The 22,889-nt window shown below is 70.3% G+C and carries 13 protein-coding genes and 1 pseudogene; 9 read left to right on the forward strand and 5 right to left on the reverse strand.

The genetic code is table 11. From position 1 onward, the window contains the following. Nucleotides 1-241: 241 nt before the first annotated feature. A complete protein-coding gene (locus ACOOE8_RS07085; protein ID WP_420394131.1) occupies nt 242-979 on the reverse strand; it encodes a sulfite exporter TauE/SafE family protein in 738 nt (245 codons plus the stop codon). A gap of 325 nt (nt 980-1,304) precedes the next feature. Between ACOOE8_RS07085 and ACOOE8_RS07090 the strand changes: the two genes are divergently transcribed. From ACOOE8_RS07090 to ACOOE8_RS07110, 5 genes are all read left to right on the forward strand, one after another. Beyond that, nucleotides 1,305-3,572: a penicillin acylase family protein gene (locus tag ACOOE8_RS07090; RefSeq protein WP_420394132.1), complete on the forward strand. Its 2,268-nt coding sequence runs from the start codon at nt 1,305-1,307 to the stop codon at nt 3,570-3,572. Beyond that, nucleotides 3,565-5,097, forward strand: coding sequence for a GH3 family domain-containing protein (locus tag ACOOE8_RS07095; protein ID WP_420394133.1), 1,533 nt, complete (start codon nt 3,565-3,567; stop codon nt 5,095-5,097). Before ACOOE8_RS07090 ends, ACOOE8_RS07095 begins: the two co-directional genes overlap by 8 nt. A 54-nt stretch (nt 5,098-5,151) precedes the next feature. Next, nucleotides 5,152-6,171, forward strand: a complete 1,020-nt coding sequence (locus ACOOE8_RS07100) for a dienelactone hydrolase family protein (protein WP_420394134.1) — start codon at nt 5,152-5,154, stop codon at nt 6,169-6,171. Nucleotides 6,172-6,229: 58 nt separating this feature from the next. After that, nucleotides 6,230-7,261 carry a hypothetical protein gene (locus ACOOE8_RS07105; RefSeq protein WP_420394135.1) on the forward strand — a complete coding sequence of 344 codons (1,032 nt, stop codon included), beginning with the start codon at nt 6,230-6,232 and terminating at the stop codon, nt 7,259-7,261. A 214-nt stretch (nt 7,262-7,475) separates the two neighbouring features. After that, nucleotides 7,476-7,916 (forward strand): acyl-CoA thioesterase, encoded by a 441-nt coding sequence (locus ACOOE8_RS07110; protein WP_420394136.1) that lies wholly within the window; start codon nt 7,476-7,478, stop codon nt 7,914-7,916. 115 nt (nt 7,917-8,031) lie between these two features. Here ACOOE8_RS07110 and ACOOE8_RS07115 read toward each other — a convergent pair. Together ACOOE8_RS07115 and bcsN are read right to left on the reverse strand one after the other, a co-directional pair. Continuing rightward, nucleotides 8,032-8,805 (reverse strand): annotated as a pseudogene (locus ACOOE8_RS07115) (IS5 family transposase); the annotation flags it as partial. 188 nt (nt 8,806-8,993) lie between these two features. Further along, complete coding sequence (bcsN, locus tag ACOOE8_RS07120; protein WP_420394137.1) at nt 8,994-10,127, reverse strand: cellulose biosynthesis protein BcsN; 1,134 nt, start codon at nt 10,125-10,127, stop codon at nt 8,994-8,996. 502 nt (nt 10,128-10,629) lie between these two features. On the opposite strand from bcsN, the gene bcsA reads away from it, so the two are divergent. The 3 genes from bcsA to ACOOE8_RS07135 all read left to right on the forward strand — a co-directional run bounded on the left by bcsA (nt 10,630) and on the right by ACOOE8_RS07135 (nt 18,824). Further along, a complete protein-coding gene (bcsA, locus tag ACOOE8_RS07125) occupies nt 10,630-12,951 on the forward strand; it encodes a UDP-forming cellulose synthase catalytic subunit (RefSeq protein WP_420394138.1) in 2,322 nt (773 codons plus the stop codon). An 8-nt stretch (nt 12,952-12,959) separates the two neighbouring features. Then, a complete protein-coding gene (locus ACOOE8_RS07130) occupies nt 12,960-15,818 on the forward strand; it encodes a cellulose biosynthesis cyclic di-GMP-binding regulatory protein BcsB (RefSeq protein ID WP_420394139.1) in 2,859 nt (952 codons plus the stop codon). Between the two features lie 330 nt (nt 15,819-16,148). Beyond that, a complete protein-coding gene (locus ACOOE8_RS07135) occupies nt 16,149-18,824 on the forward strand; it encodes a hypothetical protein (protein ID WP_420394140.1) in 2,676 nt (891 codons plus the stop codon). A gap of 33 nt (nt 18,825-18,857) precedes the next feature. Here the strand turns inward: ACOOE8_RS07135 and ACOOE8_RS07140 are convergent, their stop codons facing one another. Beyond that, nucleotides 18,858-19,724, reverse strand: coding sequence for a PhzF family phenazine biosynthesis protein (locus tag ACOOE8_RS07140; protein ID WP_420394141.1), 867 nt, complete (start codon nt 19,722-19,724; stop codon nt 18,858-18,860). Nucleotides 19,725-19,789: 65 nt separating this feature from the next. Between ACOOE8_RS07140 and ACOOE8_RS07145 the strand changes: the two genes are divergently transcribed. Beyond that, the gene (locus ACOOE8_RS07145; protein WP_420394142.1) at nt 19,790-20,593 is read left to right on the forward strand and encodes a lytic murein transglycosylase; all 804 of its coding nucleotides are present in this window, start codon (nt 19,790-19,792) and stop codon (nt 20,591-20,593) included. Between the two features lie 1,081 nt (nt 20,594-21,674). Here ACOOE8_RS07145 and galE read toward each other — a convergent pair. Then, a complete protein-coding gene (gene galE / locus ACOOE8_RS07150; protein WP_420394651.1) occupies nt 21,675-22,724 on the reverse strand; it encodes a UDP-glucose 4-epimerase GalE in 1,050 nt (349 codons plus the stop codon). Between the last annotated feature and the right edge of the window lie 165 nt (nt 22,725-22,889).

Below are 22,889 nucleotides of genomic sequence, written 5' to 3' on the forward strand. Positions count from 1 at the left end.
GTGCGCGCCGACGAGCGTCACGCGCGCGTCCGGCAGCGCGCAAGATGCCGGCACGGTGCCCGCAGGGCTCGCCAGCAGCGCCCCGTAGCGTGCTGAGCCTCGTTGTCGAGGAAGTCCCCTGAGACGGTCTCCGGCGTGTTGAACTCGCCGTGCCCGTCGAGCCAGACCACGCCGAGGTCGTTCGCCCCGTCAGCGCGCAGCAGCCCCCACCGCGGTGCAACGGGGCCGGGAAGGCGACGCGTCACAGCGCGCCGTCGGCGATGAGCTTGATGCTCACCGCGACGAGGATCAGGTGGATGAGGACGTAGAACCTTTCCGGCGCGATGCGCCGCACGAGGCGGGCGCCCAGAAGGGTCATCGCCAGTGCGTAGGGCGCCGCGACGAGCGCGATGGTAAGCACCTCGCGGGTGAGCTGGCCCAGCGCCAGGAAGCCAGGCACCTTCAGCCAGTTCACGGTCGCGAAGAACGCCACGCTGGTGGCGACGAACACGTCGCGCGGCAGCTTTTGGGGCAGGAGGTACATCTGGAAGGGCGGCCCACCGTGGTGGAGCACGGTGGACGTGAAGCCAGACAGCGCGCCGAGGAGGAGGCCGGTGGCAGGGTGGGCGACGCTCGCGGCCGCCCCGCGCCGTGCCAGGCCGCGCAGGGCGAACACCAGGGTGACCACGCCGAGCAGGACGAGGAGCGCCTCGCGCGGCAGGACCGCGAACGAGAGCACGCCGACGACGATGCCGACGGCCGCCGCGGGCAGGAGCAGCTTCAGGTTGCCGACGTCCCAGCGGCCGCGATAGAGCCAGACCGAGAACGCGTCCTGCGTGAGGAGGACCGGCAGGATGACGCTTGCCGCGGCGGTTGGCGGCATCACGAACAGCATCAGGGGCATGGCCATCATGCCGACGCCGGACAGTCCGCCCTTGGAGAGCCCGAGCAGCGCCACGGCCAGCGCAAAGACGACGAGGGTGACTGGGTCGAGCGTCATCCTGCGGGCCGCGGTGCGGTTGCCGCACGGGCCCTGCCCCGCTTCGCCCTAGGACGATGCACGCCGCCGTCGCCGCTCCTGGATCCCTCTGCCATCGCCCTTCCCATCCGCGTTCGCCGCGTCCACCCGCTTGTGCGCCCACCGCACCGCAGGGGCGAGCGGGGAGCGCCGCACGGGCGGCATGGTCCCGACCCCCTTATCCCGTCGGATCGCCGTTGGCAGGGTGTTCTTCGTCCCGTCGCGCCGTCCGCCCTTGCGACGCCGGCCGCCCTCGGCCGGAGCGGTGGGGAACCGTTGCCCGGTCGCCGCGGTTTTTGCCCGTAGCATGAAGCCCTCCTCACTCAGCAAGATCGGCCGCCGCAGCCGGCAGGCGTTCGGCCTGGCCGGCCTCGCCTCGGGGGTGCTGCGACGCTCCCTCGGACGCCGCTTCCCAGCGACGACGCTGGCCGACCGCCTCGCGATGCTGCCCACGGCCGCGCCGCTCCAATCGCCGCTCACCATCCGGTGGAACGACCACCACGTGCCGTTCGTGGAGGCGGGCTGCGACCGCGATGCAGCGGTCGGCCTCGGCATCGTCCACGGTCACCTGCGCCTCGCGCAGATGGAGCTCATGCGCCGCGCCGCGCTCGGCCGCGTCTCCGAGGTCGCCGGAGATGCCGCGCTGGAGCTCGACCGCCTGCTCCGCCTCATCGACTTCCCGCGCGTGACCGAGGCGTCGCTCGCACTGATGCCTGATGCCACGCGCGCCTGGATCGCGGGCTTCTCCGACGGCATCAACGCCGCCGGCGCGGCGCGGCGGCCGCCGGAGTTCGACGTCCTCGGGATCGAGTTCGAGCCGTGGAGCGAGGCGGACCTCTTCGCCGTCTCGCGGCTGTGCTCGGCGGACTACGCGTGGAAGGTCTGGCGCACGTTGAACCCGCTGCGCGAGGATCCGGAGTGGGCACGCATGTGGGCCGACCTCATCGGCGTCGCGGCGGTGGCGGACGAGGACATCCCCATCGGCGCCGACAACCTCGAGGACGCGCTGCCGCACGTGTTCGACCGCGCCGGCTCCAACTGCCTCGCCCTCGCAGGCTCGCGCACGGCGAGCGGGGCGCCGATGCTCGCCTGCGACCCGCACCACATCATCACGGCGCCGAACCTGTGGCTCATCGCGGGTTTCCGCACGCCCGACCTCGCCGTCTGGGGCTTCATGATCCCGGCACTGCCGATCTTCGGCGTGGGGCGCAACGCCCACGGTGCGTGGGGCGGGACGAACCTCCACGCCACGTCGTCCGAGCTCGTCAACGTGTCGGGCGAGGCGATCGACGAGGTCCCCGTGTCGATCCGCACGCGCGGGCGGACCCGCAGCGTCACCACGCGCCAGTCGCGCCTCGGCCCGATCATCAGCGATGCGCGCCCGTTCCGCATGCGTCAGGACACCGTGGCGCTGCACTGGCTCGGCCACCGCCCTTCGGACGAGTTCACCCCGTTCCGCGACATGATGCGGGCGACGAGCTGGGAGGAGTTCGCCGCCTCGGTGGACGGCTACGCGCTGCCGGGGCTCAACATGCTGTGGGCCGGTGCGTCAGGTCGCATCGGCAAGATGATCGGCGCGCACGTGCCCTCGCGCCCGCTCGCGACGCCCGACGACCTCGTCATCACCCCCGACGCGGCGCACACGCAGTGGACGCGCATGGTGACCGGCCGCGACCTGCCCATGACCGTCGACCCGGAGGCGGGCTTCGTCGTCTCGTCCAACGAGGCGCCCGAGGACCCCCCGGTGACGATCAGCCTGTTCTTCGCCTCCGACCTGAGGTTCCGCCGGATCGGCGACCTCCTCGGGGCGCGGCGTGACCACACCGTCGCGGACATGCGGCGGCTGCACCAGGACGTCCACCACGAGGCGGCGCACGACATCGCCCAACGGGTCGCCCGCGTCGCGGCGGAGGTCGGCCTCGGTGGACCGGTGATCGAGGCGATCGCCGGCTGGGACGGCGACTACGCCGCAGGCTCGGCAGGCGCGCTCGCGTTCGAGCTCCTCGCCGAGCCGCTCGTCAAGGCGCTCGAGGCGCGCTCGGAGAAGCGCTTCGTCAGCCCCTACTGGCGGCCGTTCTCCCGCCTGACGCTGCTCGTCGGCGCGGCGCCGGACGAGGAGCTCTCCGAAGTGCTCGCCGAGGCGGCGCGCTCCGCCGAGAAGCCGTTCGCCCGCCACAAGACCTGGGGGGACATGCACAGGGTCCGCCTCGCGCACCCGTTCGCGCGGCTGCCGTGGATGTCGGCGCGCCTGCCGACGCTCGACTTCCCGTCCGGCGGCTCCAACGACACCGTGATGAAGTCGATGCACCCGTTCACCCAGCGCCGGCACGCGACCAACTTCGGCGCGAACGCCCGCTTCATCGCCGACCTTTCGGGCGAGGACGAGACCTACGCGCTGCTCCTCGGCGGCCAGGACGGATGGCCGGGCTCGCGCACGATGTTCGACATGGTCGGCGCCTGGCGGCGCGGTGAGGCGCTGCGGCTGCCCTTCTCGCGGACCGGGCTCGACTCCGAGTTCACGAACGTGACCAAGGTCGAGCCTTCTGCGGCCGCACGGGTAGCGGCGCATGTTTGACGCGACGCCCCTCCTCAGGGGCTACGGCAAGCTGCGCATGCGCCGCCTGGCGCGCCGCAGCGCCGCGGCGATGCAGTCGTCCCAGCTCCTTCGCCTGGTGCGCCGGGCCGAGGCGACGCGCTTCGGCCGCGACCACGACTTTGCGTCGATCCGCACGGTGAGGGACTACCAGGAGCGCGTCCCCCTGCGCTCGTTCGAGGACCTCAACGAGGCCTACTTCAAGGATGCCTTCCCGGTGCTGACCGACGTGACCTGGCCGGGCACCATCCCCTACTTCGCCGTGTCCTCGGGAACGTCGAGCGGGCGCACCAAGCACATCCCGGTCTCGCGCGACATGGTGCGCTCCAACGCCCGCGCGGGGACCGATCTCCTCGCCCACCACGTCCGACGCAACCCGAAGAGCCGCGTCCTCGCCGGCAAGAGCTTCATGCTGGGCGGCTCGGTCGCCATGGAGACGCTGGCGGACGGGGTGAAGTCGGGCGACCTGTCGGGCATCGCGCGGCTCAACAACCCGCGCTGGTCGACGCCCTACGTGTTCCCTTCCATCGATGAGGCGCTCGAGGCGGATTGGGAGGCGAAGATCGACCGCCTCGCCCGCCTGTCCCTCAGGGAGCCGATCCGCTGCATCGCGGGCACGCCGTCGTGGCTCCTCCTGTTCTTCGAGCGACTGGCCGAGATCACCGGCCAGGGCAGGAACGTCCGCGCGTTCTACCCCAACCTCGACCTCATGGTGTACGGCGGCATGAGCTTCGCGCCCTATCGCGAGACGTTCCAAGGCTGGTTCGGCGACGGTGTCGTCGACTGGCGCGAGGTCTACTCGGCGTCCGAGGGCTTCGTCGCCAGCGCCGACCTCGGCGTCGACGAGGGGATGCGGCTCAACCTCGACGTCGGGCTGTTCTATGAGTTCGTGCCGATGGCGGAGTGGGAGGCCGAGGCGCCGACGCGCTACACGGTCGCAGATGCGCCGGCCGGCGAGTACGGGCTCGTCCTGACCACCTGCGCGGGGCTGTGGTCCTACAGGATCGGCGACGTGGTCGAGCTCGTCCCCGGCGACGTGCCCCGTGTCAGGGTGACGGGTCGCACGTCGTACTACCTGTCGGCGTTCGGCGAGCACCTGTCCGGCCGCGAGATCGAGCTGGCCGTGCTCGAGGCGGCGCGGCACGCCGGACGCACGGTCGCCGAGTACGCGGTGACGCCGCTCTATCCCGGCGACGGCGATGGGGAGGACGGCGCGGCCGGACGGCACCTCTTCGTCGTCGAGCTCGACGGGCCGGTGGACGACGAGGCCGCCTTCGCGCGCGTCCTCGACGAGACGCTGAAGGCGGGCAACGAGGACTACGAGGTCCACCGGCGGAGGGACTTCCAGCTCCGGCCGCCGGTGGTGCGCTTCGTGTCTCCCGGCGCCTTCGCGAACTGGATGCGCGAGCGCGGCAAGCTCGGCGGGCAGAACAAGGTCCCCCGCGTGGTGCTCAACGATGACGTTCGTGAGCAGTTCATGAAACTTGCTGGTTCCATCCGCGTTTGACGACAGGTGTGCGCGTCGGCGGTCGCCTACAGAGCTGGAGGAGGTCCGCCGATCATGGATGACGTTGGCTACGAACGCGTGCGCATTCCGACCGCGAACCCCTTCGTGCTGACGGACTTCGGGCGAGAGAGCACCGAGGCGGTCCTCGAGGCCGAGCTCTACAAGCCGGCGACGCTGAAGCCGCCCTTCCCGGCGGTCGTGGTCTCGGAGGGACTGGGCGGGGTCAAGACGGCGCGCGAGCGGCGCTACGGCCGCTTCCTGGCGCAGAATGGGTTCGTCGCGCTGGTTGTCGATTCGTTCAAGTCGCGCGGCTTCGACACGGCGCCTCATCCCATCCGCGCGATCAACGTGACGGAGTCGATGATGCTCGCGGACGCGTTCGCCGGCCTCACCTGGCTCGCCGAGCGCGACGACGTAGACGCCAAACGCATCTACAACATCGGCTTCTCCTATGGCGGCATGATCTGCGTCTTGACCGCCTACGAGCAGCTCCGCCGGCTTTTCGTCGCGTCGGACGACAAGTTCGCCGCCCACGTTTCGTACTACGGGCCGACCGTGCCGCGGCTGGAGGACTACACGACGACGGGCGCGCCCGTGGCGATCCTGAACGGCGAGCTCGACAACAACTTCGACCCCAAGCGCCTCGAGCTCATTGCCGAGGACCTTCGCCAGGGCGGCTCGGCGGTCGAGAACATCGTGTTCGAGGACGTCTACCACCAGTGGGATTCGGACGACCACGAGCGCCGGTTCGACAGGTTCAACATCAAGGCACTGGGCACACGCATCGACCCCGAGTACGCGATCATCGACGAGAAGTCGGGGCGCAGGATAAAGAGCTTCGCGACGCGGCTCCTGGCGATCGCGCGGTCGGTGAGCCTGAAGGGCTTCCACCTGCAGCGCGACGCCGACATCATGCGCCAGACGGACGAGATCCTTCTTCGCTACCTCGCCACGCACGCCGACGCGCCGCCGGTCGCGGGCTCGGAGCCCTCTCGCGAGCATGGTGAGGCGAGCGCGGAAGTGCCCCCTCCCATGCGCGACCACGAGGTTCACCGAGCCGCGCGAAGCGGCTAACGGTTCCCGTCCGGCCGTCCGGCAGGATACGCACCATCAGCTCACTTTGGAGGCATCAATGGTAGACCACACTGCACGCGTGGACGCGGTGGTTGCTGCACCGCCGTTCTCACGCATCTCTTGGGGCAGCATCATCGCGGGGACCTTGTGTGCCTTCGCGCTGCAGCTCCTGCTCAACCTCGTCGGGCTCGGCCTGGGGCTCGCCGCCGTCGACCTGTCGGAGGGCAACATCGGCTCGTTCGGCATCGGCGCGGGCATCTGGTGGGGCCTGTCGGCCATCATCTCGCTCATCGTCGGCGGCTGGATCGCCGGGCGCTTGGCGGGCGTTCCGATCCGACTGACCGCAGCGATCCACGGCGCGTCGGTGTGGGCGCTTGCGACGCTGCTCACCGTGTGGCTCGCCACGACCACGCTGTCCACGGTGGTCTCCGGCGCGTTCGGCGCGGTGGGGCAGATCGGCCAAGCGACCGCCAGCGCCGTTGGCGGCCTGGCCGGCAACATCGACATCCCGAACGTCCCGGCTCTCGCCCCGGGCAACACCGCGGTGACCGAAGCTGGGCAGCAGCGCCAGTCGGTCATGCGCTCGATCCGCAACGAGGCGAGGCAGCTCTACCGGCAGGTCGTGAGCCGCCAGGAGCAGGAGGCCGCCACGCAAGCCGTGCAGTCCGCCGCGGCCGACATCGCGCGCTCGCCGGGCGACATCGGACAGGACCTCAACGCCCTCGTCGACCGCCTGTTCGCCGCCGGCGGCACCTTTGGCGAGGAGGATCGGGAGCAGGCGCTCAACGTCCTGCAGCAGCAGTTCAACCTGACCGACCAGGAGGCCGAGCGCATCGTCGACAACTGGCAGCAGCGCTACGAGGCCGCAGTGGCGGGGGTGGACGACGCGCTGGAGCAGCTGCAGGCCCAGGCCGCGGAGCTGCGCGAGGAAGCTGCGCAGGCCGCTGAGAACGCGGCAGAGGCCGTCGGCGCCGCCGCCGGTTGGACGTCGCTGGCGCTGGCGCTCGGCCTGCTCGCGGGGGTCATCGGCGGCATCCTCGGCAAGCCCGAGCCCTGGATGGTCGAGGTCGCGGAAGAGAACGCGGTCTGATCGAACGCACACCCCCATGCGCCGCCTTCCAAGGGTTGGCGCATGGGGCGCGGACCGGTTCTCGAGTGGCGCCGCCGCCGACGCGACGGCGCCACTCGTGCGTTCGAGACCTCGCGGAAAATCGCGCGTCCGAAACCGGTTGCCCTAGGTGGAGGTCGGTTCCACCGCACCTTCAACCGCCCTAGGCTGAGCGGACGACAGCCGAGGAGACTTGATGCGTCCCCCTCCCTCCCGCCGCGCGGACTTCTCCCTCGTCGAGACGTTCACCACCCGTTGGGCCGACAACGACGTCTACGGTCACGTGAACAACGCCGCGTACTACGGCCTCATCGACACCGCGGTGAACCGCTTCATGATCGCCAAGGCGGGGATCGACATTCACGGCGGCCCGTTGATTGCCCTCGTGGTGGAAACCGGGTGCCGCTACCACCAGCCGCTCGCCTTCCCCCACGACATCGAGGTCGCGTTGAAGGTGGCAAGGCTCGGGACTTCGAGCGTGACGTGGCACGCTGGCCTGTTCGCCGCGGACGGTCAGGCGGAAGCGACCGCCGCGGCCGACGCAACGTTCACCCATGTCCTGGTGACGCGGGACGGCCGCCGCCCCACGCCGTGGCCGGACCCCATGCGCGATGTCCTGTCCGCAGCCATGGGCTAGAGCTTGCAGGATCTTTTCGGACCCAGATAAGCTGCGCTAGCGCGTTGATTGAGAGCGGTCGTCTTGGGGTTGGACGGTTCGACCCAACCCCGAACCGCTCTAGGCTCCAGACCCATAACCAGAATGCGACGATGGCGGCGATGGTCAGCGCGGCGAGATGGTTTCGTGCCAGCTTGTCGGATCGTGTGGCGACGCGCCGCCAGTCCTTCAGTCGGCGGAATGATCGTTCAACGACGTTGCGTTCGCGGTCGAGCACCGGATCGAAGGGGTGCTTCGTCCGCCTCGTCGGGTTGTTGGGGATGACCGGCAGGCCACCGCGATCGCTGACCAGCGTGCGCAGGGCCTTGGCGTCGAGAGCCTTGGCGTCGTAGGCCCCATCGGCGAGGCCCCCACGCGGAGCGAAGGAGCCGATGAGGTCGGCGGCCATTCGGCGGCCACTGGCGCGTCGCCGCGATGGCCAGGGCGAACGATCAGGCGTCGGGGGCGTCCAGCGCCATCCACCGCCATGGGGATCTTGGTGGTGCGCCCGCCTCGCGAGCGACCGATGGCCTGGGCGTCCGCCCCCCTTTTCCGCCGGCGGCGCAGCGGTGAGCCTTCGCGCTGGTGGCATCCAGCACGAGTGTCGCCGGGCTCCGCCCTCTTGTGCCAACGCCTTGAAGAGGTCGTTCCCGATGCCTCGCTCAGCCCACCGCACGAAGCGGTTGTAGAGCGTCGTGCGCGGCTCGTAGCAGGCCGGTACGTCGCACCAGCGGCACCCGGAGCGCAGCACGTGCACGATGCCGCAGATGACCCTGCGATCGTCGACGCGCGGCACGCCCCTCACGTCGGTCGGCAAGAGCGGCTTCAGCCGTGCAAACTGTTGATCGGAACGCCAGAACTGCGATGCCATGGCGCCCTCCCTCGGCGCCCGCAGCATCCCTCACAATCGAAAGCCATTCGTTCATGGGTTCGGCGCCTAGCGGGACCAAAGGCGAGTTCGTAAAAAGACCCATGCGCGGGCCGCTGGCGTCGCCAGCGCCTCCCGGCCGCCGGTCGTCGTGAACCTTCCCAGTGCCACCGATGGGCGGCGCGGCTCGGTCAACGCGGCTGAAGTCGGACGACGCGTCGGCGGACTGCGCCTGCATCCGGCAGCTCGACCCTCGACGCATCCTCCTCGGGTAGCGGAACCGGCACGGTGGGTGTTCCCGGGACCGTCGGCGTAGGCACGGTCGGGGTCGTCGGCGCCGACGGGGCGGCGTCAGGGCCTGGCGGCCTGGGCACCCGGATATCGTCCCCGACGATCGGCGGCGGCGCCTCGCCAGCGGTGAGGCCGGCCTCGGGAAGGTTGGAGCCTTCCAGGTCCGGCTCGGTGAGGTCCGTGTCCTGCGGACGTGGGACGACGGCTGCGCCCTCCACCGGTCGGTTGAGCACTCTCGGTTGCGCCGCCTCCACCGCCGGCTGGCGCCGCGACGGTCGCGACGCGGCCGGTCCCCGGCGGGGCGCTGCGTTGACCGGACGCGCGGCCTCGTGGAAGGACGATGGCGCGACGACGGTCGGGTCCACCGCCTGCTCCGGGATGATCGTCGCGCCTGGGACGCCGATCCGCGGGTCGGGTGGCGGCGGATCGCCGTAGGGGTTCCACCGCTTGGAGAGGAAGTAGCCGTTGGTCGTCAGCCCGTAGGCGAGGAGCAGGAGCGTGCGCGTGTCCGTCCGCCCGTCGCACACCCTGAGCCGCCAGGTGACGGCACCGCGCCGGGTCGAGATGAGCGCAGGCTCGGCGGCGATCCTCTGCCAGGCGTAGACGCAGTTCGTGCCGGAAGGCGTCCGGCCGGTGGCGTAGGAGAACGGACCGTAGCGGTTCTGCGCGTAAAGGCCCGACACCTCCATGGCGGTTCCCGGGAAGCGCTCGCGCAGCTCCCGGCGGATCGTAGTCATGGTGATCCGGTCGTCCGGCAGCGTCCCGACGCCCGCGTCCCGTCCCATGGGGCCATAGGCGCGCACCAGGATGAGGTTCTGGCCCGCCGCGTCCGTGCGGTTCTCGAGGATGATGGTCTGGGCAAGCGCGTTGGCGTAGCGCGTCTCGGTGACGGCGATGACGCCCGGCCCTCCAGGAGGCGGCGAGATGAAGGCCTCGGACGGCGACAGCGCGTGCTCCAAGGTCGCGCTGCGGACCACGCCACCGTGGGGCGCTGAGGAGCAGCCACCGACGAGAACCATCGCGAGGACCGTCATCGCCCGGCGTCCCAGTTGCGATCGTCGCCGGTTCCTGACCATCACTGCAAGCCCTCGTTCTGTCGATCCGTCCCATTCAACCCACCGCGCGGACGGGGATCGCAGGACGCTTGCCGACGCATTAACCTTGAGAAGGATTAACGTTAATCGTTGGCCGATGCAGACACGCCTTTCTTCCCAAGCCGACCACGTGGCACCCTCATCGTCCCAGCCGTGGCAGGCGGCGGGGTGAGGGGACGGAGGTCGGCGGAGTGCGGCACCTGTTCGTCGGGTCCGTGGCAGCAACCCCGGCGCGCGTTGATCGGCGGACTTTAATCCAGTATCAACGAACGTGCTCGGACGATCCGACGCATGATCTCGCGCGACGACCATGAAGGGACCGTCGTCGACCTCGCGGCCGAAGGGCTGGCGCGCAACGACCCCGTGCAACTTTTCGATCCCGCAAAGGCGGCGAAAGTTTGGCGAGCCTCGGGCAGGCGTCATGCGGTAAGAGGAACGCATCATGAAGTTCGTGGCATTCCTCGCGTGGCTCGTGACCTTCGGCGTGATCGTGTTCCTGGTCATCCAGCCGGTCAGCCTCAACACCCACTTCGTCACCGCGATGATCGTCATCATCGTGATCGCGGTGCTGAAGATGTTCGACCGTCGCGGCGTCCTGCGGGCCATCGTGCTGGCGCTCGGCGCCGCCGTCGTGCTGCGCTACGTGTACTGGCGGACGACATCCACCATCCCGCCGGTGACGGAGTTGACGAACTTCGTCCCCGGCATCCTGCTCTACCTCGCCGAGATGTACTCGGTGCTCATGCTGTTCCTGGCCCTCTTCACGATCGCGGACCCGTTCGACCGCCCTCGCAGGGCGTTGAGCCAGGACGATGTACGACCGACGGTGGACGTGTTCGTCCCGTCGCTCAACGAGGGCGCGCAGTTCCTCGCCACCACGCTGTCGGCCGCCAAGCAGCTCGACTACCCGTCCGACCGCCTCGCGGTTTACCTGCTCGACGACGGCGGCACCGACGAGCGACGTGAGGCGGCGGACCCCGCGGTCGCGGAGGCCGCGCGGAACCGCCGCAAGGAACTCCAGGCGCTGGCCCACAAGCTCGGGGTCAAGTACCTTACCCGCGGCGCGAACATCAACGCCAAGGCTGGCAACCTCAACAACGGGCTCGCGCATTCGTGCGGCGAGTTCGTCGTGGTCTTCGATGCCGATCACGCCCCGGCGCGGGACTTCCTCAACGAGACGCTCGGGCACTTCGCCGACGACGAGCGCCTGTTCCTCGTCCAGACGCCGCACTTCTTCATCAACCCCGATCCGCTGGAGCACAACCTCGAGACCTGGAACCGCATGCCGTCGGAGAACGAGATGTTCTACGGCGTGATCCAGAAGGGGCTCGACAAGTGGAACGCGTCGTTCTTCTGCGGCTCGGCGGCCGTCCTGCGTCGCTCCGCCCTCGAGGAGATTGGCGGCTTCGCCGGCACGTCGGTGACGGAGGATGCCGAGACCTCCCTCGAACTGCACGCGCGGGGCTGGAACTCGGCCTACGTCGAGCGGCCGATGATCGCCGGGCTGCAGCCCGAGACGTTCGCCAACTTCATCGGCCAGCGCTCGCGCTGGTGCCAGGGCATGACGCAGATCCTCATGCTGCGCAATCCGCTCCTGCGCCCGGGCCTCAGCGTGGCGCAGCGGCTGTCCTACCTGTCGTCCATGTGCTACTGGCTGTTCCCGCTCGCGAGGACGATCTTCCTGTTCGCGCCGCTGTGCTACCTGTTCTTCGGGCTGTCGATCTTCGAGGCGTCGGGCGCCGAGTTCGCGGGCTACACGATCACCTACCTTGCGGTGAACGTCCTCTTGCAGAACTACCTGTGGAGCGGCGTCCGCTGGCCGTTCATCTCCGAGCTTTACGAGACGATCCAGTCGGTCTACCTCGTTCGCGCGCTCGGCTCGGTCCTTGTCAGTCCGAAGCGGCCGACGTTCCGCGTCACCGCGAAGGGGGAGACCAACCGCGCCAGCCGCATCTCCGAGCTCGGGGCGCCGTTCTACGTGATCTTTTTCCTCCTGGCGGCGGGCGTCGTGGCCATGGGTTGGCGCGTGGTGGCACAGCCGTCCAACGCCGACATCGCCCTCGTCGTCGGCGGCTGGAACCTGTTCAACCTCCTCCTCATGGGTGCGGCGCTCGGGGTGGTCGCGGAGCGCCGGCAACTGAGGACGTCCCAGCGCGTCGCCATCGAGCGGCCGGCGGAGATCATCTTCGGCGACCGCGTCATCCCTGCGCGGATCGACGACGTCTCCATCACCGGCGCGCGCATCCTCGTCCCTGCCAACGGCATCAGGCAGGTGAGGCCTGGCGACGACGTCGTGATGCGCTTCAAGCCCGCGGCGCCGCTGGCCTCCAACGAGCTGCCGTTGACCGTCCGCTCGGTGCTGCGCGATGACGCCGGGATGGCGCTCGGCGCCGAGTTCGCCGTTGCGGATCCCAAGCAGTACGCCCTTGTCGCCGACCTGGTGTTCGCCGACTCGCAGGAGTGGGTGCGCTTCCAAGCAGCCCGTCGCGAGGGCATCGGCGTCGTGCGCGGCACCGTCGAGTTCGTGCAGCTCTCGCTCTACCAGACCGTGCGCGGGCTGTCGTACCTCCTCACCTCGTCCGCGCCGAAGGGGGCGGCTGAGGTTGGCGGAGAGGAGGAGCGCACTGCGCCGATCCAGCGCGGTGCGCGGGTGACGCGTTTCCCTGGTGCCGATCCGAGCGCCGTCGTCACGACGGGGAACCCTCCAGCAATCGTCGCCGGCAGCGCTGTGACGCGCTCGCTCAACCCAGCGGTCGACCGGTGAGGTTCACCATGCATGTCGACGCCGCGAGCGGCGGCGATCGGGCGCATCCTCGCGCCGCCCGTGCCGCGATGGTCGGCGCCGTCCTCCTCGCCGCGATCGCCGGGGATGCGGCGGCGCAGGCCCCGTTCCGGATCGGCGAGCCGACGGACGCCGCGCCAAAGGCCACGGTCGACACCACGGCTGCGCCGGACGGTCTGGCCCCGCAACGGGCGCCGCGCGACGCGGCACTACTTGGGTTGACCGCGCCGCGTGGGTCTGCCCAGGCTGCGCCGCTGCGCCTTCCCGCTCCGCCCGCGGCGCTGCCGGACGTCGCACGGCCGCTCACGGGATCGTTCGCTCGCCCGGTCCCGTTCGATGTGGATGGCGACGGTGCCGCTTCTGCCACGGTGCTGCCGAACAACCGCCAGCAGAACGTGTCCCGCCCGTCCACCACGATCTCGTCGCTGGCGAACGGCGCTGAACGACCCGACGCGGTCCCCCTCAACGCGCTGAGCGCACCGGAGCGGCGGGAGCTGGTCCGCATCCTTCGCGAGGACGCCGGAACGGTGCGCGAGCTGCGGGTCGTCGTCGACGGCGAGGCGCAGTCCGCCGAGCCCATCGTCGACCGCCCCATCGTGCCAGACCGGACGCTGCGGCTCGACGGCGAGGTCGCCGCGAGCTCGTGGACGGTGTTCCTGTCGACGTCCGAGGCAGCGCGTGGCGGCACGCTGTCGGTGGCGTTCACCAACTCCGTCCTCGTCCTGCCGGAGGCCTCGCGGCTGCGCGTCCTCCTCAACGGGCGGCTGATCGCGCAGACCGCGATCGATTCGCCCGACCGCACGAAGGTGATCGTGCTTCCCGTCCCGGCCGAGCTCCTGCGCACCGGCGAGAACGCCGTGCGGCTCGAGGCGGACATGCGCCATCGCATCGACTGCTCGGTCGAGGCGACCTACGAGCTGTGGACGCGCATCGACACGCGCCTCACAGGCTTCTCCGCAGACGGCCGCGCGCCAGCACTCGCCGGGCTCTCCGACCTGCCGGCGGTGGGCGTTGGGACCACCGGCGCGACGCGCGTGCGTGTCCTCGTACCGCGGCCTGGCGATCCCGCCGACACCGCGCGCGTCCTGCGCGCCGCACAGGCCATCGCGCTGCGCGGGCGCTTCGTGCAGCCCCTCGTGGAGGTGGTCCAGCCCGGTACGGAACTTGCGACGGTGCCCGGCACGGTGAACCTCGTCGTCGGCTCCTACGAGGCCCTGCGCCGCACCGTTCCTGCGGTGCCGAACTCCGCGAGCCAGGCACCGTTCGTCGACCTCGTCGACGGCCCGATGGGTCCGACGGTGATCATCAGCGGACCGACCGAGCGCGACGTCGAGGCAGCCCTTGCGCACTTCGAGACGCCGGCGCGCACCGCGACCGAGGGTGGAGGGATCGAAGCGACCCCGCCTTGGCTCGTGCCAGGGGCCGCGCGCATCGAGAGCGCCGACGAGGTGACGCTGCGCGAGGCGGGGCTCGGCGACCTCGACTTCTCAGGCCGTCGCTTCCGCACTGCCTTCAATGTGACCCTCCCCGCGGACTTCTACGCGTCCGCGTATGGCGAGGCGACGCTGCTCCTCGACGCGGCGTACTCGCGCACCATCGAGCCGAGCAGCCAGCTCACCGTGTTCGTCAACGGCGTCCCATCGACGTCGGTGAGCTTCACCTCCTCCAACGGCAGGCGCTTCGAGAGCTATCCCGTGCACCTCGGCATGCAGGCGTTCCGGCCGGGCATCAACACCGTGGAGCTCGCCGCCGAGCTCGACGCCGAGGCGGACCGCGCGTGCCTGCCGGGCGGCACCGTCCCCACGGAGGACCGCTTCGTCCTGTTCGCCTCGACGCGCCTCGCCTTCCCCGAGTTCGCGCGCATCGGACAGCTCCCCAACCTCGCCTCGTTCGCCACGAACGGCTTTCCCTACCCGCTGTCGCCCGAGCCGGTGCGGGTGCGCGTCGGCGGCGCCTCCCTCGACACGCTCGGCGCGGCTGGCACGCTGTTCGCCCGCCTCGCGGTGAGCCGCGGCGCGGCGCTCTCCGTCGACCTGGTGGAGGACGTCGGCCCCTGGCGGGACGCTGGCGTCGTGGTGGTCGCGCCGCTCCCCGAGGTGCCGAGCCAGGTGCTGCAGGCGACGGACGTTGCCGACGTGATCCCGGCCAACTGGCTGTCCACGATGCCTGCTGGGGCGGCGGGCGACGAGCCGGAGGGGCTGGAGCGCTACGACGCCATCCTGCGCCGACTGCGGCAACAGCTTCGTCAGGAGGACGTCCCCGTCGACCGAGGCACGCCTGGGGTCGCCGAGCCCGTCCCGCCTCCCCTGGAGGACGTCGCGGACCGCGGCGAGCGTTGGTTCGACGACCTGTCCGGTGGCGACGGGCTTTCCGGCCTCGTCGCGAGTTCGGTCCGTCGGCTGCGTGCCGCGCTCGACCTCGAGCTCGACCGTGGGACGACGACCGTGGGCGAGGCGTTCACGGCACCGCTCGTCGCACCGGACAGCACGCTCGTCATGGCACAGGCGCCGGCGCCGGCGGGCGACCGTGCGGCGTGGACGCTCGTCACCGCGCCGACCGCCGAGTTGTTGTCGACCTCCCTCGCGGCACTCACTGCAGCCGATGTGTGGGAGCGCATCGATGGGCGCGTTACGGCCTACGCCCTCGAGACCAATGAGGTCGAGGTCATCCCAGTGGAGCGGGTCAGCTACATCGCCACGCTGCCGCTGTCCTTCACCAACATCCGCCTCATCGCAGCCAACTGGTTCTCGCTCAACAACGGCGTCTACGCCATCGCGCTGGTCATCGTCGCGCTGGCCTTCGGCGTTCTGTCGAGGTTCCTCGTGCGCCCCCTCGGACGACGCAACTGACGGGCCGCGCCCCGGGGAGCGGCCCGTTTCGCCGCCCGCGTGAATCCATCGTACGTTAACTATATTCGGCGAGCCTCGGGCACGGTACCATGCCTGGGATCGGTCGCCATCATCCGCGCCACCGCGGATGGACGTTGGGGATGCATCCATCCGCGCCGCCGCGGATGGATGTCGGGGATGCGTCGCGGGGTTCGGATGGTTCGACAACGTGGGACGACCGACGACGTCGCACCGCCAGCGCGGTACGAGACGATGGACGGTCCGGCAAGGCTCGTGCGACGGATGGGGGGCAGGCTGTGGCGGGCCCCCCGCGGCGTGCAAAGGGTGCCGGTGCGACCGGTGATCCTGGGCGCGATTGCCGCGCTGTCCCTCGGCTTCGTGCTCGATGTCGGACCGTGGACGCTTGTAAGCGGTCCGTTGCTCGGTCCCGCCGACGCACAGGAGGCGGCCCCCCCCGCCCCTGCAGCCCCTTCAGCCCCGCCGTTGGCCCTGCAGCTGCCACCCGGTGCCGGCCTCGCCGAGCCCTCCGAGGCCGACCGCGCGGCGCTGCGCTACTTCGCTCGCGAGGGCGACGTCGAGCGGCTGGAGGCGGAGCTGCGCCGCCTGCGCAGCCTTTATCCCGGGTGGCAACCGCCCTCGGACCTCCTCGATCCCGGCGCCGAGGACGCCGAGCTCCAGCGGGTCTACAACCTCGTCGGTCGCCAGGAGTACGCGGCGGCGCGCCAGGCGCTCGCCGAGCGCCAGCAGCGCGACCCGTCCTTCGTCCCACCCGACCGCCTCGTCACGCTGCTCGACCTTGCGGACGCGCGCCTGCGCCTGCGCGAGGCTTCGGAGGTGGACAACTTCCGGCGCGTCCTCGCCATCGGCCGGGAGAACGAGGCAATCCTCACGTGCGAGGATCCCGACTCGCTGTGGCGTGTTGCCGAGGCATTCGCCCGGACCGAGCGGCCACAGCGCGCCTACGACGCGTACGCCTACGTGATCACCAACTGCACGGATCAGGCAGTGCGCGCCTCGACGCTGCAGAAGGCGGCCGGCGAGGTCGACGTCGCGCCACTCACGCAGCTCTTCGCGCTCGGCGACACCGGAGGCGAGGGCGCCGACGCGTTCGAGGCCGCGCGGCTCGACATCATCCGCGCGGCCGTGGCGCGGGCGGGCGAGGCGGGTGGCGAGGGATCGGCGATCCCGCCCGAGTGGCTCGACCTCCTCGCCGAGTTCGCCCGCACGGGGGTGAACCTCGAGGACGCCATGCTGATCGGCTACTACCTCTACCGGCAGGGCAGCCCGGTGGAGGCCGCGCAGTGGTTCCGCTTCGCCCTCGACGCGGGGCTCGGCGCGGACGCGGCGGAGGGCTACATCGTCGCGCTGCGGGCGACCGGGGATCGCGAGGATGCCGCGCTGGCGCGCGAGGTGGCCTACCAGTGGCGGGAGGAGACCCCGGAGCTGATGGAGGCCTACCTCGATGCGGTGTCGACGATCCTTACCGCGGACGCCCGCGGCCAGACGTCGCTGGCGGACGTCGAGCAGCCCATCGTCGACCGCTTCGTCCCCGTCGTCATCGCGCAGCGCGACCCGAACGGGGCCCAGGCCCTCGGCTGGTACGCGTTCAACACGTGCCAGTTCATCATCGCCGAGGAGTGGTTCATATCCTCGGCGAACTGGGTGCCCACCGAGGCCGCGGTCTACGGTCTTGCGCTGACCCGCCTGCGCCTCGGCGATGAGGAGGGATTCAGGGACGTCGTCGGAGAGTGGGGTCCGCTCTACGCCTCCGTGGCCTCGCTGGCGAGCGGCGGTGAGGCGCTCGACCCGGCAGACCCCGTGACCGGCGGGCGGGACGACCCGACCGACGAGGTCGGCGTCGATTCGGTGATCTGCGATCCCGAGGAGCGCGAGCGGCTCCGCCAGCTCATCGTCGACGATCAGGACCGCGCCAACGACGGACCGCTCACCTTCACCGAGGCCGGCTCGCTCACCGCGGCCGGTCGCGCCGGCGACGACCGCACCGACGCAGGGACCCTTCGGGCCATCGCGCGTGGCTCTGCGGTCATCAGCCCACGTCCGCCGCGACCCGAAGGACTGCGGACGGTCCAGGCGCCGGTTCCAACGCCGAACGCTGAGCCGACGCCGGGTGCCGACGATCGCTCCGAGAGCGCCGTCCGCCGGCGCGCGCTGGAGCGCGATCCTCGGTTCAGGGACACCCGCGACAGGACGACGGTGCGGCGGAGCAGGCTGCGCCGCAGCGAGGCGCAGCCGGACCGCGCTGGAACGGTGGTGCGGGGGACGGACAGGACGGCTCCGAGCGACCCTTCCACCGTGGAACGGCGCGTGCGCGGCGACGCCGGCGTCGACGCCGAGGTCCGCCGCATCGTAAGCCGTCCGCGCGGCTCGCCGCGGTCCCCTGGGGCGCCGGGGGGCACGGCAGCGCAGCGTGCGCTCACCGCGAACGCGTTCTCCCGCTGCGTCGCGCTCACCGATCGTGGCATCGCCGACGGCACGCTGACCGCCACCGACGCCTCCGCTCGCGGCTTCTGCCTCCTCCAGCTGCGCCGCCCGGTGGAGGCGGCTCAGGCCTTCCAGCTCGCCAGGGCGCGCTCGCGGGCAGACACCAGCGCGGCGGCCGATGCGGTGTACGGCGCCACGCTGTCGCTCATCGCGGCCGACCTCACCGCAGAAGCGGGCGTGGCTGCAACCGCTGTGCCGCTGTCGCGTCCCCGTCGCACGGAGCTCCAGATCGCCCTCCTGACCCAGCGGGCCATCGCCGCGAACCGCGATGGGCGCTCCATCGAGGCGTTGCACCACCTCGACCAACGCAACCGCATCGCTCCGCTGCAAAAGGACCTGATGCTGCTGCAAGGCTTCGCCTACCGCGACGCCGGCGACCTGCGCTCCGCGGCACGCCTCTTCCGGGCGCTCGACAGGGCCGGCTCGACGGCCGAGACGCGTCGAGCGCTCGCCGTCCTCGCCAACCAGGGCAACGACGACCGGCTCGTCGTCCTGCCGCGCTGACCTTGCGCGGGAGCAGCGCTTCCGGTCCGCGCCTCAGACGAGGAGCCGCCCCTCGGCGACCAGCACGGCGGTCCCGCTGAGGTCGACGGCGGTCAACGAGCCTCCTGCCAGCGTCAGCGCGAGGCCGATCCCGGAGGGGCGGCCCATCTCGACGCCCTGCGTGATGGCGAACTCGGTGCGCCCCTCGCCGAGCCGGTCGGTCCTGGCGATGAGCGCCGCGAGGCCAACCGCGGCCGAGCCCGTCGCTGGATCCTCGGCGACGCCATGGGTCGGCGCGAACATGCGGGCTCGCAGGGTGTTCGGCCCGGTCCGCACCGCCAGGAACACGCCGTCCGCGCCGGCGGGGAAGGCGTCCCAGTGCCCCATGGCGGCGGCAGCTCGAGCGAGCGCGTCGAGGGAGGCAAGGGGCACCAGGGTGAAGCGCGGGCCGCTCGTCCCAACCACCGGCGCGTGCCAGTCCGTCGCGAGGTCATCCGGCTCGAGCGACAGGGCGGACGCAACCGCCGCAAGGTCCAACGGCGTGTCCTCGAGCGTCGGCACCCGCGGCGCCGTGACCGTGGCGAGCCCCAGCGGGCCGGGCGCGACCTCGCACACCGCCAGCCCCGCCTTCAGCTCCAGCCGCACGTTCGCCAGTCCGCGCAGCCGCGCGAGCGCCACGGCGGTCCCCAGCGTCGGATGGCCCGCGAAGGGCATCTCGGCCTTCGGCGTGAAGATGCGCGCCGCTGCGGTGTTGTCCGCGTCCGCCGGCCGCTTGACGAACACCGTCTCCGACAGGTTGAACTCGCCGGCAATCGCTTGCATCGCGGCAGCGTCGAGCTCGTCCGCCTCGAACACCACGGCGAGCGGGTTGCCGGCAAGCGGACGATGGGTGAAGACGTCGAGGATCTGGTAGGGTCGCATGGGGCCTCCGCGGTGCGCCCCGAGCGTGATCCCCAAGGCATCGCACAGGTCAAGGTGGCGTCCTGATGATCCGCTTCCGCTTCCTCCTGATGGTCCTCGGCCTCGCGTTGGGACCGGCTGCGGCGGCTCCGTGCGGCGACGGCCCGGCCGGGTTCGCCGCCTGGCTCGCCGACTTCAAGGACCGAGCCATGCGCGAGGGGGTGAGCGCGCGGACCGTCGAGCGCGCCCTCGGCGACGTGTCGTACTCGAAGCGGGTGATCGGCTTCGACAGGAACCAGAAGTCCTTCCGCCTCTCCTTCGACGAGTTCTGGCGCCGCCGCGTCGACCGCCGCATGATCGAGCGCGGACGACGCTACCTTGCCGACCAACGCGCGATGATCGAGCGCATCGAGGCGCGCTACGGCGTGCCCGGGCCCATCCTCGTCGCGGTGTGGGCGCTCGAGACCGGCTTCGGCCGCGACGTCGGCTCGCTGCCGATCATGCGCTCTCTGGCGACCCTCGCCTACGACTGCCGTCGCTCGGAGTTCTTCACGGGCGAGCTCCTCGCCGCGCTCAAGATCGTCGACCGAGGCGACATGCGGCCGGAGGCGATGGTGGGCGCGTGGGCCGGCGAGATCGGTCAGACGCAGTTCCTCGCCGAGCGCTACCTGAACTACGCGGTGGACTTCGACGGGGACGGTCGACGCGACCTGATGCGCTCGGTGCCGGACGTCCTCGCCTCGACGGCGAACTGGTTCTCCCGTCAGGGCTGGCGCCGCGGTGCGGCTTGGAGCCCAGGGACGGCGAACTACCGAATCATCGCGCAGTGGAACCGCGCCGACGTGTACCAGCGGACCATCGCCCGGCTGGCCGACGAGCTCGCCCGCTGAGCGAGCGTCCGGTCTAGAGCGGACCGCTGTGTAGCCTGTCAAGCGGACGTCGCCTCGCTTTCCTAACGCACTCACACATGAAGACGATAAGTCATACTGTTAGTCATCTGTCGTGTCGTCCTTCCGAAGGACGATTTCGACATAAGCGTCAATCAGATGAAGAAAGTCTAGCATTCGACCAGAAGCGACTGCACGAGCTCACGATGATGGAACATGTGGCCCTCGAACAAGCCTGCGACAACTTAATCAGCGAGTCGTGCTTTCCGACGAATCTATCTTCTAGATGAGTCCAATGGTCTAGGAGCGGCGCGTTCCATGGCATCGCGTCAGACCGGTAACTGATGAGGTTGTGGCGGGGAAGCATCCGAACCCTATCACTCTCACCGCGATCGAGTATGGTATCAGCCCTTGGGATCTTACGTTCAAAGTCTTTGACGCTCGGCGAGACATCGCTAAAACACAGACCTACCTGAACCTGAAATTCATACCATTTGAAGTCCGTTATGACGGTCCCTGAATGAGTTCTACATGTTGACCCTTTAGAATTATCGTCACTCGATCAGTGCAAAGTTCAATGACGTGCTTGCTCAGAATGTGCTGGATCGCCCGATCGATACGTCCTTCTCCAGCAACGTCGCTTAATCGTCTGATGTGTTCGATCCCAGCCAGCGCATCTTTGGCACGATCCGCATCCATCGGGCACACGATCGGTCGTGCCGGCAGATCACATTCCATGCACTGAACTAAAGGCACCTCGTCCAAGGAATGTATCATAGCGACGCCACTTTCGCTTGGATGAGCGGCGCACCGGACGCGTTCGCGAGACGCGCACCGAGCAGTCGTGGGCGAGGTGGACGGCATGGGTGGCGACCTCTACACGGTTAACCCAGTCAACGGAGAGTTGATACGCATCCCCGTACTCGTCGCCCACGACCTCGCCAGGGAGGAGCTAGGCCCCGACGAAGCGGCCCGCTCGGCCCGGAGCGCGACCGCGCCACGCTGGCGCACCCCATCGACGGCCGCGCCAAGGTCGCGCCGATGGAACCGTCGGCCTCGTCCAACGTGCTGCCCGGTCCGAAACTCAGCGCGCCAACGAGGCGGCGTGCGGCTCGAGCCTTGGCACCATGCCATGCCTCACCGCCGCCCGGTTGAGCTGCCAGCGCCAAGCGCTGCGGCACATGTCGTCGAGGTCGCGCAGCGCCGACCATCCGAGGGCACGCTCCGCCTTCGACGGGTCGGCCACCGAGGCCCCGATGTCGTTGGCCCTGCGCGCCTCCTCGCGGACCGCGATGTCGATGCCCGTGGCCGTCCGAAAGGCGTGCACGAGCTCGAGCACCGTCGCGCCGCGTCCTGTCCCGACGTTGAACACGTGGGCGTCGCGCTCTCCTCCGACGAACTCCAGCGCCGCCGCATGGGCCTCGGCAAGGTCCGTGACGTGGATGAAGTCGCGCAGCCCGGTCCCATCGCGGGTCGGCCAGTCGTGGCCGTAGACCGTCAGCTCGGCGCGCTGGCCGCTCGCCACCTCAAGGAGGACCGGCATGAGGTTCGAAGGCACGCCGCATGGCTCCTCGCCGATGAGCCCCGACGGATGTGCGCCGACGGGGTTGAAGTAGCGCAGGAGGACCGCCGCCGCACCGGCGGTCGCCGCCACCCAGTCCTCGATGAGGGCCTCGTTGAACAGCTTGGTCCGCCCGTAGGGGTTCGACGGGGCGACGGGGTGCGCCTCGTCCACCGGCAGGTACCGCGCCGGCCCATAGACCACCGCGGAGGAGGAAAACACCATGCGCCGGCAGCCGTGCCGGTTCATGGCGCGCAGCAGCTCGATGGTCCCATGAAGGTTGGTGTCGTAGTACGCGAGCGGATCGGCCTGGCTGTCGACCACCGCCTTCAGCCCAGCGAAGTGGACGACGCACTGGGGCCGCACCTCGTGGAGGACGGCGTCGAGGGCGCGGGCGTCGCGGATGTCGGCCTCGTAGGCCGCGAACGGTCTTTCGCCAAGCATGCGCAGCCGCTCGACCACGTCTCGCGAGGCGTTGGCGTAGTTGTCGACCAACGCGACGGCGTGGCCCGCGCCAAGGAGGGAAAGGACCGCGTGGGAGCCGACGTAGCCGGCGCCTCCGGTGACGAGCACGCGCAAGAGCTTCCTCCGAGAGTTCGTCCGCCAGCGACGCGGGCGCGCGGCGGACGGTGTTCATTCGGCGCAAGCGGCGCTCCCCCTGCAAACGCGCAAGGTTGAACCTCGTGTGCTCAAGAACGGCCGACCGCGACCATGCGCCGCGATGGCCCGACCCGCCCG

The organism is Acuticoccus sp. (genome assembly GCF_965213555.1).
Taxonomy (GTDB): domain Bacteria; phylum Pseudomonadota; class Alphaproteobacteria; order Rhizobiales; family Amorphaceae; genus Acuticoccus.